This is a genomic window from Nocardia pseudovaccinii, from assembly GCF_050942345.1.
Classification (GTDB): domain Bacteria; phylum Actinomycetota; class Actinomycetes; order Mycobacteriales; family Mycobacteriaceae; genus Nocardia; species Nocardia pseudovaccinii.
This window is the reverse complement of sequence record NZ_CP192074.1, coordinates 3,552,391-3,569,343: the sequence shown is the minus strand read 5'-3', so window position 1 is coordinate 3,569,343 and position 16,953 is coordinate 3,552,391. Positions and strand designations below refer to the sequence as shown.

Below are 16,953 nucleotides of genomic sequence, written 5' to 3'. Positions count from 1 at the left end.
CGTTGCTGCCCTTGGGACCCCGGCCCTAGGCGTGGTCCGCGATGCGGAGGATTTCGTCGACGATCAGGTCGGGTTCGGTGAACATGATGAGGTGTCCCGAGCGCTCGGCCTCGACCAGCCGGCCGTTGCGGAAGGCGGCGGCGGTGCGGCGGTGGGCGGCGGTCAGTGCGATTCGGGTGGTCTTGTCGGTTCTCGGAAGTTTCGTGCCGGTGATGACGCTGACATGCACCGCGCCGAGTTCGTGCGGTTGGTCGCGGAGGTTTCGCAGGCCTGCGCTGAATTGGTCCTGTTCGGCGAGCATGGTGCGCGCGGCGCGCGGGGTGAAATCCTCGGCGCGGTGATCGGCGGCGATATCGGCGGGCTGTTTACCGCCGATCCGGCTGCCGAGCAGGCGGTAGAGGCCGGAGCGGGCGAGTTTGGGCAGCAGGACCCTGGTCATCGCGTACCGCTTCTCCGCCGAGGGGAGGAAATACAGTTCGCAGTTCTCGTCGCTCTGATCGACCAGCACGATTCCCTGGATGCGGGTCGGATCCGCGGTCGCGGCGACCCGGACGATGGGGCCGCCCCAGCTGTGGCCGACGAGAATGAAGGGACCCTCCCCCAGTTCCGCCAGCACCACGGCGAGGTCGTCGGCCATCCGGGTGAGGGTGCGTGGGTTCGGATCGTCATCGCTGCGGCCGCTCCCCGCGCGGTCGTAGACAACGGCGCGTACGCGCTCGGCCACCACCGGCTGCACCAACCCCCAGATCGACCGCGAAAAGCCCATACCCGATTCGAAAACCACGGTCGGCCCACCGGTTCCGCGCACCATGTAGTGCAGTCGACGGCCGTCGGATGTGGTCGCGAATGCGCTCGTACCAAAGGTGTGCTCGTGCCCGAGGGCCTGCTCCGTCACTGTGCCCAACCTACCTTCTCCCTCGCCCTTCGAACCGCGGTGGCCCGATAACAGGACTAGACAACTTCGGCCGGTGGCGCAACAGGCTCGATTGCCCAGCCGCAGACCGGAGCCTGCGGCTGGAACGCGAAATCGGTTGGTATCAGCTCAGTTTCAGCGACCGACCGATGATTTCCTTCATGATTTCGGTAGTGCCGCCGTAGATGGTCTGGACGCGAGCGTCCATGTAGGCCTTGGCGATCGGGTATTCCTTCATGTAGCCGTACCCGCCGTGCAGCTGCAGACAGCGGTCGATGAGGTAGAGCTGCTCCTCGGTGCTCCACCACTTGGCCATGGCGGCATCCTCGACCGACAGCTTGCCCGCGTTGAGGTCCTCGATGAAGCGGTCGACCAGGACGCGGACGGCGGTGGTCTTGGTGGCCAGTTCGGCCAGCACGAAGCGGGTGTTCTGCAGGGCGCCGATCGGCTTACCGAAGGCCTTGCGGTCGCGCACGTACTGGATCGTCATCTCCAGGCAGGCTTCCATGGCCGCGGCCGCCATGACGGCGATCGACAGGCGTTCCTGCGGCAGATTGTTCATCAGGTGGATGAAGCCCATGCCCTCGGTGCCGAGCAGGTTCTTACCCGGAACGCGGACATCGGTGAAGCTCAGCTCCGCGGTGTCCTGCGCCTTGAGACCGAGCTTGTCGAGGTTGCGGCCGCGTTCGAAACCGGGCGTGCCGCGTTCCACGACGAGCAGGCTGAAGCCCATCGCGCCCTTCTCCGGATCGGTCTGGGCGACAACGATGACGATATCGGAGTTGATGCCGTTGGTGATAAAGGTTTTGGCGCCGTTGAGGATCCAGTCGTCGCCGTCGCGCACCGCGCGGGTCTTGATGCCCTGGAGGTCGGAGCCGGTGCCCGGTTCGGTCATCGCGATGGCGGTGATGATCTCACCGGAACAGAAGCCGGGCAGCCACCGCTGCTTCTGCTCATCGTTGGCGAGTTCGAGCAGGTAAGGCGCGATCACATCGTTGTGCAGGGCGAAGCCGAGGCCGGAGTACTGGCCGCGCACCGACTCCTCGGCGACGATCGCGTTGTAGCGGAAATCCTTGACACCGCCGCCGCCGTACTCCTCCGGCATGGCCATGCCGAGGAATCCCTGTTTACCGGCCTCGAGCCAGACCTCGCGGTCGACAATGCCCTGCTCTTCCCACTTCGCGTGATTCGGCGCGACGTGCTGATCGAGAAACTTGCGGAACGACTCCCGGAACAGCTCGTGTTCGGGTTCGAACAGTGTGCGCTCCACGCCAACCTCCTAGTGACCCCACGGCCGGTCCACACCGACCCGTCGTTCCCTCATACGTTACCCGCAACAAGAACCGCCGTTCACTTCCCACCCCGAAATCCCACCCTCACCTGCCACCCCAGCTGCCCACTGCGGCGAAAATGCGCTCATGGAGATTCGCTCTCGGGGTTTGCCCGCACCGTCGCACGGCGACCGTTCGTCCAGTCAGGCGGGCAGGCCGAGCCCCTGGGCGAGGACGGGCCAGGAGGCCCTCAGGGCGTCTTCCCAGTAGCCCCAGGAGTGGGTGCCGGTGGACTGGAAGTCGTAGGTGGCGGGGATGCCGAGTTGGTTCAGGCGGGACTGCAGGTTGTGTGAGCAGTAGTTGGTGGCGGCTTCGAGTGCGCCGCCGAGGGCGACCTGGTTCGCGAGACCGCCCATGCCGGACAGGGCATGCTCGCCGTTGAGGGTGTCCCATTGGCCGGGGATGCCGGAGCCGTCGGAGATGAACAGGTTCAAGCCGCGCAGTTGGTCGGCGTGCACGTATGGATCATTGGCGGCCCACATCGGATCACCTTGCGGCCCATACATATTCGCCGAATCACCACCACCGACAGCGACCACGGCGTTGACGAAGTTGTAGCCGACCGGGTCGGAAATCTGCGCGCAACCACTGTAGGCGGCCACGGACTTGTAGAGCCCCGGCGCGGCGATGGGGAGTTGCAGTACCGAAGTACCCGACATCGACAGGCCCGCAATGGCATTGGTGCCGTTGGTGCCGAGTCCGCTATCGATGAGCGGGGACAATTCCTCGGTGAGGAAGGTCTTCCACATGTTCACGCCGAGCTCCGGATCGGGGGTGCGCCAGTCGGTGTAGTAGCTCCAATGGCCGCCGACCGGTGTGACGACATTCACATCCTTGTCGTCGAAGAACTGCGCGGCATCGGTCCGCGCCTGCCAGGTCGCCGAATCCTCGCCGCCGCCCGCGCCATTGAGCAGATACAGGGTCGGGCGCGGTGCGGACGTGTCCGCGGGGCGCTGCACCTGGATCTCGATGTTCTTGCCCATGGCGGCCGAGTACACCTGCAGCGTCAGATTGCGGTTGTCCTCGACCGCGACGTCGGCAACATACGAGCCATCAGACGAGCGCGACGAGGTGAGCAGTTTGCCGGATGCGACGACCGGATCGGCGCCCGTGGCCGCGGACGCGAAAAAGCCACCCGATGCAGCTGGAAATCCCACCAGAACTGCCGCTACACCCGCTACCGCCGCCATACGTACTCTCGTTCCAGCCATTCGGCCAAAATATGGAGAGTTACTGACAAATAACTGAGAGCAGACTCAGAACAGACTGCGCAATCGGCCGAACAGGGTGCGACCTGGATCACGATCGCGCTCGCTGAACAGGAACTTCAGTTCCTCCTCCAGCTCCTTGCGTACCACGTCACGCAGTTCCACCGCGGCGGCATGCTTATCCGGCGCGTCACGCCACGGCGCCGGGTCGATCGGCGCACCGGCGGAGAAGTAGAACCGCTCGGGACGCGGGATGCCGGTTGGTCCGACGCCACGGATCAGCGGCGGGGTCAGGTCCCGGTTCAGGCCGAGCGCCTCAACGGCCCAGCGCAGCGGTCGCATGACCGGATGGTCGCCGTCGAAAACGATGTCGTAGGCATCGTCGACACCGATCATCGCCACCGGCACGATCGGCGCGCCCGCCTCGATCGCCATATGCGCGAAGCCGGAGCGGCCCTCCCATTTGAGGACGTACTTCTCGTTCTTGCGGCGCACCGCTTCGCGACCACCGCCCGGAAACACGATGACGGCCTCGCCGCGGGCCAGCAACGCCAGGCAGTTGCGACGGTTGCCGCGCACCGTGCCGAAGTGGTGCAGCAGCTGACGGATGCCGGGCACACTGATGAGCACATTCTCCGCCAGCCCGCGGATCAGTCGACCGCGCCTGCGCAGCACCTCGGGCAGCAACAGCGGCGCATCGATGCCGCCCATCAGATTATGGTTGCCGACCAGCAGCACCGGTCCCTCGGCCGGAATGTTCTCCAGGCCGTAGAACCGCGGACTCGTCCACGCGCGCAGCGGCGCGAGCAGCGTGTCGAGCACCCGCACGTCGGTATCGGTGAGCGAAACCGACAGTGGCGCACCGTCGCTCAGCACCGGGGCGGCGAGCGACGAATCACCGGAGCGCCGATCACCCGAATCGGCCGCACCGGAGTGGTCATGCGACATTTAACCCTCCTGATGTCGATTCGATGACGATAGCGCAACGAATTCGCCTGTGTCGCACCGGATGTGCCAGGCATTCGCTACCGACCGGCCGGTTCGCAAGCGAACCCGGCCGACTCCGCCTTCGTTCAGCGACTCAGTGCGCGGAACCATTTGCTTCGGACGAACCCGTGCCGTTCGTCTCGGACGATCCACCCGCATGCGCGTACTGCGACAGCGCCGCCGCCAGTGCGTGCGGGACCCGGGCGCGCACCCGGGTGCCGCCCTCCTCGTGCTCGGAGGTGGTGATGCGACCGTCCGCGTGGATACGGGCGAGCAGATCGCCCCGGGTGTAGGGCAGCAGCACACTGATTTCGACGTCGAGGCCACCGAGCACCTCGGCGAGGCGCTCACGCAGCTCGGTGATGCCGGTCCCCTTGTGCGCCGAGACGTAGGACGCGTCGGGCAGCATCGCGCGCAGCCGAGTGAGTTCGACCGGGTCGACCGCATCGATCTTGTTGACCACCAACAGCTCCGGCGGCGCCGGTGACCCCGACTGCTTGATCACATCGGTGATCACCTCGCGGACCGCTTTGATCTGCTCGGCGGGCAACGGGTCGGAACCGTCGACCACGTGCAGCAGCAGATCCGCCCCGGTGACCTCCTCCAGGGTGGACCGGAACGCCTCGACCAACTGGGTCGGCAGATGCCGCACGAATCCGACGGTATCGGTGAAGACGACCTCGCGGCCGTCGTCCAGTTCGGCACGGCGGGTGGTCGGATCCAGGGTCGCGAACAGTGCGTCCTGGACCAGCAGGCCCGCACCGGTCAGCGCGTTCATCAGGCTGGATTTGCCCGCATTGGTGTAGCCGACGATGGCGACCGACGGGATACCGCTGGAGGTGCGGCGGGCCCGCTTGGTATCGCGTGCTGTCTTCATTTCGCGAATCTCGCGGCGCAACTTGGCCATTCGCTCGCGAATGCGGCGACGGTCGGTTTCGATCTTGGTCTCACCTGGACCACGCAGACCCACACCGCCGCCGTTGCCGCCCGCGCGACCACCGGCCTGCCGGGACATGGACTCACCCCAACCGCGCAGTCGCGGCAGCATGTATTCCATCTGGGCCAGCGATACCTGCGCCTTGCCCTCGCTGGAGGTGGCGTGCTGGGCGAAGATATCCAGGATCAGTGCGGTCCGGTCGATCACCTTGACCTTGACGACCTTCTCCAGCGCGGTCAGCTGCGCCGGGGTCAGTTCACCGTCGCAGATCACGGTATCGGCGCCGGTTTCGAGTACCACGGCGCGCAGTTCGTCGGCCTTGCCGGAACCGATATAGGTGGCCGGATCCGGCTTGTCACGACGCTGGATCAGTCCTTCCAGCACCTCCGAACCCGCGGTTTCGGCGAGTGCGGCCAGCTCGGCCATGCTCGCCTCGGCCTGCGTGGCGGTGCCCGTGGTCCACACCCCGACCAGCACGACCCGCTCCAGCCGCAGCTGCCGGTACTCGACCTCGGTGATATCGGTGAGTTCGGTCGACAGACCCGCGACACGCCGCAGCGAGGAGCGCTCGTCGAGCTGCATCTCGCCGACCGTCGGATCGGCGGTCCACCCGGACCGCTGCATCCGCGCGGCGTGCTCGGCGACTACATCGCCGGTGTCTTCCGTCGTGTCCTCGGCGGCCTCGACGTGGTCGTTGTCTTCGGCGGCCGGAGTGAATTCAAAAGTCTTCGATTTCGTCATACAACATCCATGCTGCCACGAGTGTGGACCGATGCGCATTCGGTTATCCCTGGACACGCCCGGGGCCGGTCCCCGCCTTTGCGCAGGCGAGGGGTATCAGCGAGCTCAGCTCGGCGAATACGACGACCACCAGTCTTCGGCAATCCGACCCGTCGCCACCAGCACAGACGGTCCGCGCAACCAGGCCGCACCCTCGGCGAGGCGGACGGTGACCGCACCACCGAGCACCCGCACGCGCACCTCGCCGGTGTCGGTGGCGATGCGGAAACCGTCGGCGGCCAGCGCGGCCGCCGCGGCGGCGACGGTTCCGGTTCCGCAGGAACGGGTTTCGCCGACACCGCGTTCGTAGACGCGCATATCGACCGCGCCGTCGACCAATGCGGTCAGGATCTCGACATTAACGCCCTGCGGGAACAGGTCCGGGTCGAAGCCGGGTGCGACGGTGAGATCGAGTTTGGCAAGCGCGTCCACGGACAGGCTCGCGTCGACGCAGGCCAGGTGCGGATTGCCGACGTCGATGCCGATGCCGGGCAGCGCCCAACCACCGATGGTCGCGTTCGAGGAACCGAGCTCACGTACGACCCCCATCCCGACGGTCACCTCACCATCGGCAGGGCCACCGGAATGCACTGTGACCGGACGCGCCCCCGCGCGACTACCGACGACATACTCCGTACGCGATTCGAGTCCCTTCGCCGCCAGGTAGTGCGCGAAGACCCGCACCCCGTTGCCGCACATCTCGGCGATCGAGCCGTCGGCATTGCGGTAGTCCATGAACCAGTCGGTATCGGCGATACCCTCGGGAATCTCGGCGAGCACACCGGCGTCCCGCAGCGTGCCCGCGCGCGCCACCCGAAGCACACCGTCCGCGCCGAGTCCGCGGCGACGGTCGCACAGCGCGGCGACCCGGTCCGGCGTCAGGTCCAGCCGGACCTCCGGATCGGGCAGCACCACGAAATCGTTCTCGGTGCCGTGGCCCTTGGTGAACTCGATATTCGACACGTCGCGCATTCTCCCTGCTTATCGTCCTCGAACCAACGTACGGCGCTGCCGCGAAATTTCGTACAGCGCGACCGCGGCGGCCGAGGGAGCACCGAGCGAGCTGGCGGTGCCGCCCATCGGGATATAGACCATATCGTCACAGGCCTGCTGCCAGGCCGCGCTCATGCCGCTGGTCTCATTGCCGACGACAAGGATCGTCGCCTCGGTGAAGTCGTAGTCGAAAACCGCGTCCGCGCCGTGCTCATCGGTGCCGACAATGCGGGTCGGAATGCCGCGCTGGATCTGCCGGTCACGGAATTCGAGCACTTGCGCGGGCCCGGCGGCGCGGAAGATCGGCACGGCGAACAGCGAACCCGTAGATGCGCGGACCGCCTGCGGATCGTATTGGTCGGCACCGTGCCCGGTCACGATGATGCCGCTGGCACCGAATGCGTCGGCCGAGCGGATCAGCGTGCCGAGATTGCCCGGCGAATTGGGGCGATCGAAAACCACCACGACAGGTGGCGCGGCGTCACCGGGTTCGCCGGGCTCGAAGGTGTCGAACTCGGGTTGCCTGGATATCGCGACGGCCACCAATTCCGGTATGCCGGTGGACTTTTCGCCGAGTTCGGCCATCAACTCCGGAACCAGGCCGACCTGCGGGACGCCGCTGGTCTCCAATAGTTCGCGTGCCCAACTCGACAGATCGGGCGCGCCGAGGCGGTAGAGCATCGTCTCCAGCGGCCAGTCGTTGGCGATCGCTTGCGTGATCGGACGCACGCCCTGCACCAGGAAGCGGCCGTCGCGGTGGCGCTTGGTCCGGTTGTTCAGATACGCCTGCCACACCTGGACCGAGGCATTTCGGGTACTCACACGACGTGTCACTGCGGGGTCCGTTCCTTCTCGAGCAGGGACAACGCGGTCACGACCAGATCGGGATCGGCGCCGTCCACCCACCGCACCCTGGGATCGCGGCGGAACCACGAGCGCTGCCGCCGGACATAGCGCCGGGTGCCGATCAGGGTGCGTTCCTGCGCGTGGTTCAGGTCGTATTCGTTGTCCAGGTACGACAAGACTTGTGCGTAGCCGATCGCCCGGCGCGCCGTGACGCCGTCCCGCAGACCTTTATCGATCAGTCCGCGGACCTCGTCGACGAGACCGGCCTCGAACATCAGCGCGGTGCGGCGTTCGATGCGCTCGTCGAGTTCGGCGGTGTCGCGGTCCACTCCGATGATCACGGTGTCCCAACGCGGTTTTCCGATGACCGGCGCCGAGGCCGCGAAGGGTCGCCCGGTGAGTTCGACGACCTCGAGCGCACGCACCATGCGGCGCCCGTCGGTGGGCAGGATGGTCGCCGCGGCCGCCGGATCGGCCGCTTTCAACGCCTCGTGCACCGCGCCGACACCGCGCTCGGCCAGCAGTGTCTCCCAGCGTGCGCGCACCGTCGGATCGGTGGCCGGAAATTCCCAATCATCCAGCAGCGCTTGGACATACATCATCGAGCCGCCGACGATGATCGGCGTACGGCCACGCGCCATGATCTCGCGCACGTCGACGCTGGCCGCGGCCTGATAGGCGGCGACGGTCGCGGTTTCGGTGACCTCGAGGACATCGAGTTGGTGATGCGGGATGTCCCGGCGTTCGGTGGGCAGGAGTTTCGCCGTGCCGACATCCATGCCGCGATAGAGCTGCATCGCGTCGATATTCACGATTTCGCCGCCGAGTCGTTCGGCGAGATCGAGGCCGAGGTCGGATTTGCCGGTGGCGGTGGGCCCGACGACGGCGATCGGCGTTGTCACCGATCACCTCCCGATGTGCGCCAGACGCTCACCTGATAGCCGACGCCGAACGGGGCACCGCTGTACAAGGTTTCGACGGATGGGGCGACCGAATCGGCGGCGAAAAGTCCGGCGAGCACCTGATAGGCCGCGCGGCCGGATAGCACGAGCTCGGCGCACAACGCCGGATCCATGGCGAGCAGTGCGGCGGTATCGCCGTCGGCCAGGGCACGGTCCAGTTCGCGCTGTACGTCGGCGGCGCGCTCGTCGAGGTAGCCCGGCGCCTTGAGGGTCAGGGTCGCCGCGCCGTCCGCGACGACGAGAACGCCCGCCTCCTCGGGCGAATCGTCCAGGGCGGAACGCAGCTGCGCCCCGATCCGGGCGCATTCATCGGCGGGTGTGTCGACGGCGACGAGGGTCGTCGCGGCCACCGCATCCGGTGCGACCTGACCACGCAACCACCCGGCGATCAGGGCGGGCAACGGCTGCTGCGGATCCGCCGCGCCGGATGCTCGCCCCGATCGCGACAGCGCGGCCGCCGAAAGCCCGACGTGCACGTCCGCACCGAAACCGCGAAAAGTGCCGACCGCGTCCGGTCCGACGACCTGCGCGGCCGCGCCCACACCCACGACGGTCCAGTGCCGAGTCGTCGCGGCCAACGCGCCGACCGCGGCGAGCGCGGCCGCGCGCAATACCGCGGGCGCGTCATCGGAATCCGACCCGGCCGCGTGCGCGAGACCGCCGCAGAGCTCGGGCACCAGGATCGGCGGCGACGGGACCAGGGCCGCAATGGAGAACACGCCGTAACCGTAGTCGTTCGCCGAATCCGCGATCCACAGCACCGCTGCGGCGTCCGCAACCTCCGGGTTCGAGTGTCTCTGCCGCAAACTCGGCCGAGATTGATAGTGTTCGAGGTGCTACAACCCAGGTCATCACGGGTTGATTTCCCTGGGAATCATCAGTCGGAGGGCATTGATCGATGGTTTACAGGGCTCGGACCGGGTTCAATGGAGTGAGCTAGGGCGTAACCAGGCAGCCGTGACGCGCGGCAGGGACGAGGAGCAATGAGCGAGAGCAACGGAACGGCGAAAGCGACCCCCGGCAGCACGTCGCGCCCCTCGGATTCCCCGAAGGCCGCCGTGCCTAAACCTTCCGCCGCCCCGAAACCAGCCCCGGCCCCCAAACCGGGCGGGCCGACGGCCCATCCCAAGCCGCATGCGGTCAAACCGGCCCCGGGGCCGGCCGCACAGCAGCATCCGCATCCGGTCGTCGTGCCGACCGTCAGCGATCCGAGTGCGTGGGGTCGCGTCGACGACGACGGCACCGCGTGGGTGAAGACTGCCGAGGGCGAGCGCATCGTCGGATCCTGGCAGGCCGGTGATGCCGCCGAGGGCCTGGCACACTTCGGCCGTAGGTTCGACGATCTGGCCACCGAGGTGGCGCTGCTCGAGGCGCGACTGGCCGCTGGCGCGGATGCCCGCAAGACCAAGGCGGCCGCGGTCACCATCGCCGAATCGCTGCCCACCGCGGCGGTCATCGGCGATGTCGAGGGGCTCGCCCAGCGACTGCAGGCCATTGCCGAACACTCCGAAGAGGCGGCGGCGCACGCCAAGGAGGAGAAGGAAAAGGCCAGGCACGAGCACACCGAGCGCAAGGAAGCGCTGTGCGCCGAGGCCGAGAAGATCGCCACCGAATCCACCCAGTGGAAGGCCGCGGGCGATCGGCTGCGCGAAATCCTGGACGAGTGGAAGTCCATCCGCGGTGTGGACCGCAAGGTCGACGATGCACTGTGGAAGCGCTACTCCAAGGCGCGTGAGGCGTTCAACCGCCGCCGTGGCGCGCACTTCGCCGAACTCGACCGCGAACGCGCGGCCGCGAAGTCGCGCAAGGAAGAACTCTGCGTGCGCGCCGAGGAACTTTCCGACTCCACCGACTGGGTCGGCACGGCGGGTGTTTTCCGCGATCTACTCGCCGAATGGAAGGCCGCGGGCCGTGCGCCGCGCGAGGCCGACGAGGCGCTGTGGCGGCGTTTCAAGAGCGCCCAGGACGTCTTCTTCGCCGCCCGCAATGCCGCCGTCTCCGAGCGCGACGCCGAATTCGAGCAGAACGCCGCCGCCAAGGAAGAACTGCTGCACGCCTACGCACACATCGATCCCTCGACCGGTCTGGACGCCGCCCGCGCCGCCCTGCGCGAACTCCAGGACAAATGGGACGCGATCGGCAAGGTCCCGCGCGAACGCATCCAAGAACTCGAGGGCAAACTCCGCACCATCGAAAAGCGCGTCCGCGACGCGGCCGACGCCCAATGGCGCCGCACCGATCCCGAGGCAATGGCCCGAGCCGCCCAATTCCGCGAACGCGTCGCCCAATTCGAGGAACAGGCCGCCAAGGCGACCGCCGCAGGCAACAAGCGCGACGCGGAGAAGGCACTCGAGCAAGCCAAACAGTGGCGCGAGTGGGCCGAAGCGGCAGAGGGCGCAGTCAGCAACCGCTGACCCTGTACCGCCATCCGGTGGCGCCGATCGCCCGGTCGGCCGCGCGATCGGTTGCCGAGCTCGGGTGCGATCGGCACCCGGCCGTCGATGCGGCCCCTCGGAGGCGAGACAAGTGCCATCCAGGCACGCGCGAGGCCAGTGCTGCGTGTCTTCCGCGCGGCTCGGTCTCGGACTCGCGTGGAATTCGATCCGTCTCCGGAGACACCGATCACGAAATCTCTGTGCGGAACGGATTCACCGCAGCGACAAGTGAGATCCTCCGTAGCGCCTGCCCGCCGGAGCGGATCGGGGCATCGGATCTGCGATTGTCGATGCGATACGGCCGGACCGACAGTGCAGCGGGAAGGGTGCTCACGCTGAGAGCCTGCTTGCCGCGGGGCCTGGATAGCCGTACCGACACTTGCGCACGGGACGCCAGGCGCCGGAGCAACAACGATCCAGTGGCATCGCCCCCAGCGGGCGGACTCGAGCTCCGGACCCTGCGGCCGCGCCGACTGTGCGGCCAGGATAGCCACGCTGACAGGCAACGCTGCAGGACTGACGCAACGGCACCGTCCATGCCGCGACGGCTCGAACACCGCAAGCGCGACTCCGTCAGCCTCGAGGCTGAACCACGAAACCGTCCAGCGGGCAACGGATCTGGTGCTCGGCGACTGCCGCACCGGCCGTGCGGCCGCGCTGACTGTGCGGTCGGGGTAGCTGATACCGACCGGCAGCGCCCGGTCGCTGGATGGGTCTGAGCATGCTCTCGCACGAACTCGGCCTTCTCGGTCGCGCGATAGTGGCGTGGCTCAGCGTAGGTCCGGTATCGGGGGCGCGCCGGGTGGGTCAGGAGTCGCCGGTGAGGCGGCGGCGGTCGCGTTCCTCGGCGGCGGCTGCGGCGTTGCGGCGCTGTTCCTCTGCGGCGAGTTGCAGGGCGGTGCGGCTCCAGACGACCCGGATCCAGTGGAAGGTCAGCACGATAATGGCGATGGTGCCGAGGATGAGGCCGACGCCTGGGCCTGCGCCGTGGTAGTTGCCGAGGCCGGGGGTCTGGCGGTGCCAGATCGAGAAGACGCCGAAAACGCTGCCGATCGCGGAACCGGCGACCGCGATCCAGGCGAGCACCCAGCGGCGGGTCATCAGCGCGAGCAGTGAGAAGCCGATGCCGAAGAGGACGGCGAACCAGACGAAGATCCGCGACGGCAGACCGATGTGCTCAGCGCGCGCGGCATCGGTACCGAGCAGAACATCGAACCCACGGGCACCACCCGCATGCGACAACACGAGCGAAAACAGCAGCAGGAAGACCGCGCCCGCGACCACCATCGCGCGCACCCCGGGGTCGATCTCGCCCGCGATGCGCCGCTCGACGGCATCGAGATCGTCCTTGAACTGCTCGAAGCCATTACTGCTCTCGACCGAGTTCACTGCGCCCTCGTCTCCTTCGGCTGATCCCTGCTCCGCTGCCTTACCCGCATCCACTGTGCCATCACCGCCCCCATCCCCCGCAGTCACCCCACTACGTCCGGTAGTACTCGCATCCCCCACACCCGATCGCGAGTCCGCGCCACCCTGGCCAGGTCCCGAATCCGCCGCGCTGCCCGCGCCTGCACTCGAATCTGCACCGATCTCGCCGGTTCCTGAACCCGCGCCCCCTTTGCGTCCACGCGAGTCCGAAGCGCCCTCGCCCGGTCCTGAGTCCTCCCCGGCACGCGAATCCGCGCTGCCTTCGCCCGCATTCGAGACACCGCCGGGGTCACCCGCACGCGATTCCGCGCCACCCCCGCCTGATTCCGAATCCGCGTCGCCCTTGCCTCCACGCGAGTCCGAAGCGCCTACGCGCGGCCCCGAGTCCTCACCCGACCGCGAGCCCACGCAGTGTTCGCCCGCATTCGAGACGACCTCGCGGTGCCCACCGTTCAACGCGGCACTCCCACCCGCATGCTCCCCGCGATCGGGCTGCGCACCACGCGCATCCGCCCCAGACGCTCCCGGTGCGAGATCCGCTCCCTCAGCACGCGTCAGGTCCTCGTCACCCGACCGTGTGCTCATGCGCCGCAGCCGGTCGACCAGCCTGAGGCGACGGGTTCGGGGGTGGGGGCGCCGATGCGGGGGAGGCCGAGGCCGACGCCGATAGGGTCGGTTTTGGGGGTGATTCCGCGTTCGTGGGCGTCGCCTGCGCGGGTGCGGCGGTGGGTTTTGATGTTGGCGTCGGCGATCAGGTGGTGTGGGGCCGCGTCGGTGATGTCGACGGTGATGATGTCGCCGGGGCGGATCTTTTCCGCAGTGCCTTCGGGGCGGAAGTGCACGAGCCGACCGTCGCGGGCACGGCCGCTCATCCTGGCGGTCGCGGCGTTCTTCTTGCCCGCTCCCTCGGCGACGAGCAATTCGACCTCGGTGCCGACGAGCGCCTTGTTCGCGTCGAGGGAGATCTCCTCCTGCAGCGCGATCAGCCGCTCGTAGCGCTCTTGCACTACCGCCTTGGGCAGCTGGTCGGGCATATCCGCGGCGGGTGTGCCCGGACGCTTGGAGTACTGGAAGGTGTAGGCGCTGGTGAACCGCGCCTGCCGGACCACATCCAGGGTCTCCTGGAAGTCCTCCTCGGTCTCGCCCGGAAAGCCGACGATGATGTCGGTGGTGATCGCGGCATGCGGCATCGCGGCCCGAACCTTCTCGATGATGCCGAGGTAGCGCGCCTTGCGGTAGGACCGGCGCATCGCCTTCAGCACCCGATCCGATCCGGACTGCAGCGGCATATGCAGCTGCGGGCAGACATTCGGCGTCTCGGCCATCGCCTCGATCACGTCATCGGTGAATTCGGCCGGATGCGGCGAAGTGAAGCGCACCCGCTCCAGCCCATCGATGCGCCCGGCCGCGCGCAGCAGTTTGGCGAAGGCACCGCGATCGCGCGCCTCGTCGGGATCGGCGAAGGACGCACCGTAGGAGTTCACGTTCTGCCCGAGCAGCGTGACTTCCAGGACGCCCTGATCGACCAGCGCCTGCACCTCGGCGAGCACATCGCCCGGACGGCGGTCGACCTCCTTGCCGCGCAGCGAAGGCACGATGCAGAACGTGCAGGTGTTATTGCAGCCGACCGAGATCGAAACCCAACCAGCATAGGCGGATTCACGCTTGGCGGGCAGGCTCGAAGGGAACGCCTCCAGCGATTCCAGAATCTCCACCTGCGCCTCGGCATTGTGCCGCGCGCGTTCCAGCAGCACCGGCAGCGAACCGATGTTGTGTGTGCCGAACACCACATCCACCCACGGCGCCTTGCGCACGACGGTGTCGCGATCCTTCTGCGCCAGGCAGCCGCCGACGGCGATCTGCATGCCCGGCCGGTCGGCCTTGATCGGGGCGAGGTGGCCGAGGGTTCCGTAGAGCTTGTTGTCGGCGTTCTCGCGCACCGCGCAGGTATTGAAGACGACGAGGTCGGCCGTCGCTCCCGGCGCGGCCTTCACATAACCCGCATCCTCGAGCAGGCCCGACAAGCGTTCGGAATCGTGCACGTTCATCTGGCAACCGAAGGTGCGGACCTCGTAACTGCGTGCGCCGTCCGCGGCCGCAGGGGCGGGAGACAACACTGCCTGTCCGATCGAATCCACCCGTCCAGGGTACGGGGGTGCGCAACGCGGGTTTTCAGCGCATCGGCGCAGGCTCCGGGCCCCGCCCCGGTCGCATCGGAAGGGTTACGGCGCTGTGTCGTATCGGCGCGGCGTAACGGTGTGTCGCCGAAACCCGGGCAAATCGCCGTTTTCCGCTTAAGGTCTTGGACCATGACCGACGACGCCACCGCACCCGACACAATCGGGTTGGCCAAAACCGGGGCAGCTAGTTCTGATGAGGGCAGTACCGCCACAAGCGCGCCGATGATTTCGATGCGCAATGTGGAAAAGCACTTCGGTGACCTCCATGTGCTGCGCGATATCAACCTCGAGGTCCCCAAGGGACAGGTTGTTATCGTTCTGGGCCCTTCGGGGTCCGGGAAGTCGACGCTGTGCCGCACCATCAACCGACTGGAGCCGATCGACTCCGGCGATATCGCCATCGACGGCGTGCCCCTGCCCGCCGAGGGCCGCGCGCTTGCCGCGCTGCGCGCCGACGTCGGCATGGTGTTCCAATCGTTCAACCTCTTCGCGCATAAAACGATCGTCGAGAACGTGATGCTCGCGCCGCTGAAGGTTCGCAAGGTGAAAAAGGAGGACGCCCGCAAGCGCGCGATGGAACTGCTCGAACGCGTCGGGATCGCCAATCAGGCCGATAAGTATCCGGCGCAGCTCTCCGGCGGCCAGCAGCAGCGCGTGGCGATCGCCCGCGCGCTGGCGATGAGCCCGAAGGTGATGCTGTTCGACGAGCCGACTTCGGCGCTGGACCCGGAGATGGTCAACGAGGTGCTCGACGTCATGGTGTCGCTGGCCAAGGAGGGGATGACGATGCTGGTCGTCACCCATGAGATGGGCTTCGCGCGCAAGGCGGGCAACCGCGTGCTGTTCATGGCGGACGGGTCGATCGTCGAGGACGACACACCCGAGGTGTTCTTCACCGCGCCGAAGTCCGACCGTGCCAAGGATTTCCTCGGCAAGATTCTGAGCCACTGAACCGAGCAATCACCGCAAACGTAAAGACCTCGGCCACCGAAATCACCAGAGGGAGAAGGAACACGATGAGGATCAACCGTTCGCTTCGACTCGGCATCGGGGCGATTGCCCTGACGCTGGCCGCAACAACCGCCGCCTGTGGCGGTGGAAGCGACAAGTCCGCACTCGACAACGCCAAGGACGGAAAACTCACCGTCGGCATCAAATTCGACCAGCCGGGCCTCGGCCTGCGCAATAAGGACGGCTCCTACAGCGGCTTCGACGTCGAGGTCGCCAAGTACGTCGCGGGCAAGCTCGGTGTGAAGCCGGAGAACATCACGTTCAAGGAGTCCCCGTCCGGTCAGCGCGAGACGCTGATCGAGAACGGTCAGGTCGACTACATCGTCGCCACCTACTCGATCAACGATGCGCGTAAGCAGAAGGTCGACTTCGCCGGGCCGTATTACGTTGCGGGCCAGTCACTTTTGGTGAAGGCCGACAACTCGAGCATCAACGGTCCCGATGACCTGAAGGGTAAGAAGGTCTGCTCGGTGAAGGGCTCCACCCCGGCCCAGAACATCGAGAAGAACTACCCCGCCACGCAGCTGCAGACCAACGACACCTACTCGCTGTGCCTCGAGGGCCTGCAGGCCGGTTCGTACGACGCGGTGACCACCGATGACATCATCCTTGCCGGTTACGCCGCGCAGAGCGCGGGCACGTTCAAGGTCGTCGGCAAGCCGTTCACCACGGAGAACTACGGCATCGGCCTGAAGAAGGGCGATAAAGAGCTGCGCGACAAGGTCAACGACGCGATCGAGGCCATGATCGCCGACGGGTCCTGGAAGAAGGCGTTCGACTCCACGGTCGGCGTCTCCGGCTACCAGGCGCCGACGCCGCCGACGGTGAACCGGTACTGAGGATCGCGATCGGGTGGTCCGCACGGGCCACCCGATCTCCCGGCTACGAGCAACCTGTACATCGCGCGCGGAAGGACGATCTCCAGCCGCCGCACAATCCGAT

The 16,953-nt window shown here is 67.0% G+C and carries 14 protein-coding genes; 3 read left to right on the top strand and 11 right to left on the bottom strand.

Translation table 11 applies throughout. From position 1 onward, the window contains the following. Window positions 1-25: 25 nt before the first annotated feature. The 9 genes from ACQPZ2_RS16010 to ACQPZ2_RS15970 form a co-directional block, all read right to left on the bottom strand. Complete coding sequence (locus tag ACQPZ2_RS16010) at window positions 26-895, bottom strand: alpha/beta fold hydrolase (protein ID WP_433526273.1); 870 nt, start codon at window positions 893-895, stop codon at window positions 26-28. A 142-nt stretch (window positions 896-1,037) separates the two neighbouring features. Then, window positions 1,038-2,183 (bottom strand): acyl-CoA dehydrogenase family protein, encoded by a 1,146-nt coding sequence (locus ACQPZ2_RS16005; protein WP_433526272.1) that lies wholly within the window; start codon window positions 2,181-2,183, stop codon window positions 1,038-1,040. Between the two features lie 204 nt (window positions 2,184-2,387). Continuing rightward, window positions 2,388-3,455, bottom strand: a complete 1,068-nt coding sequence (locus ACQPZ2_RS16000; RefSeq protein WP_433526271.1) for an alpha/beta hydrolase — start codon at window positions 3,453-3,455, stop codon at window positions 2,388-2,390. 45 nt (window positions 3,456-3,500) lie between these two features. Beyond that, entirely contained in the window at window positions 3,501-4,400 is a 900-nt protein-coding gene (locus ACQPZ2_RS15995; protein WP_387285030.1) for a lysophospholipid acyltransferase family protein, read from the bottom strand. Window positions 4,401-4,533: 133 nt separating this feature from the next. Next, entirely contained in the window at window positions 4,534-6,000 is a 1,467-nt protein-coding gene (gene hflX, locus ACQPZ2_RS15990) for a GTPase HflX (RefSeq protein WP_433527434.1), read from the bottom strand. Between the two features lie 222 nt (window positions 6,001-6,222). Next, entirely contained in the window at window positions 6,223-7,110 is an 888-nt protein-coding gene (gene dapF, locus ACQPZ2_RS15985; protein ID WP_433527433.1) for a diaminopimelate epimerase, read from the bottom strand. Window positions 7,111-7,137: 27 nt separating this feature from the next. Then, window positions 7,138-7,983, bottom strand: a complete 846-nt coding sequence (locus ACQPZ2_RS15980; protein WP_433526270.1) for a TrmH family RNA methyltransferase — start codon at window positions 7,981-7,983, stop codon at window positions 7,138-7,140. After that, entirely contained in the window at window positions 7,980-8,897 is a 918-nt protein-coding gene (gene miaA, locus ACQPZ2_RS15975) for a tRNA (adenosine(37)-N6)-dimethylallyltransferase MiaA (protein ID WP_433526269.1), read from the bottom strand. Before miaA ends, ACQPZ2_RS15980 begins: the two co-directional genes overlap by 4 nt. Next, window positions 8,894-9,676 carry a hypothetical protein gene (locus ACQPZ2_RS15970; protein WP_433527432.1) on the bottom strand — a complete coding sequence of 261 codons (783 nt, stop codon included), beginning with the start codon at window positions 9,674-9,676 and terminating at the stop codon, window positions 8,894-8,896. Before ACQPZ2_RS15970 ends, miaA begins: the two co-directional genes overlap by 4 nt. 264 nt (window positions 9,677-9,940) lie before the next feature. On the opposite strand from ACQPZ2_RS15970, the gene ACQPZ2_RS15965 reads away from it, so the two are divergent. After that, a complete protein-coding gene (locus tag ACQPZ2_RS15965; protein WP_433526268.1) occupies window positions 9,941-11,371 on the top strand; it encodes a DUF349 domain-containing protein in 1,431 nt (476 codons plus the stop codon). Between the two features lie 828 nt (window positions 11,372-12,199). Here the strand turns inward: ACQPZ2_RS15965 and ACQPZ2_RS15960 are convergent. Both ACQPZ2_RS15960 and miaB read right to left on the bottom strand, forming a co-directional pair. Then, the gene (locus tag ACQPZ2_RS15960; protein WP_040692860.1) at window positions 12,200-12,781 is read right to left on the bottom strand and encodes an Rv2732c family membrane protein; all 582 of its coding nucleotides are present in this window, start codon (window positions 12,779-12,781) and stop codon (window positions 12,200-12,202) included. 620 nt (window positions 12,782-13,401) lie between these two features. Beyond that, window positions 13,402-14,958, bottom strand: a complete 1,557-nt coding sequence (miaB, locus tag ACQPZ2_RS15955; RefSeq protein WP_433526267.1) for a tRNA (N6-isopentenyl adenosine(37)-C2)-methylthiotransferase MiaB — start codon at window positions 14,956-14,958, stop codon at window positions 13,402-13,404. A gap of 264 nt (window positions 14,959-15,222) precedes the next feature. Between miaB and ACQPZ2_RS15950 the strand changes: the two genes are divergently transcribed. Both ACQPZ2_RS15950 and ACQPZ2_RS15945 read left to right on the top strand, forming a co-directional pair. Beyond that, the gene (locus ACQPZ2_RS15950) at window positions 15,223-15,951 is read left to right on the top strand and encodes an amino acid ABC transporter ATP-binding protein (RefSeq protein WP_063038495.1); all 729 of its coding nucleotides are present in this window, start codon (window positions 15,223-15,225) and stop codon (window positions 15,949-15,951) included. Window positions 15,952-16,016: 65 nt separating this feature from the next. Then, the gene (locus ACQPZ2_RS15945) at window positions 16,017-16,850 is read left to right on the top strand and encodes a glutamate ABC transporter substrate-binding protein (RefSeq protein ID WP_063038464.1); all 834 of its coding nucleotides are present in this window, start codon (window positions 16,017-16,019) and stop codon (window positions 16,848-16,850) included. The last annotated feature ends 103 nt before the right edge of the window (window positions 16,851-16,953 follow it).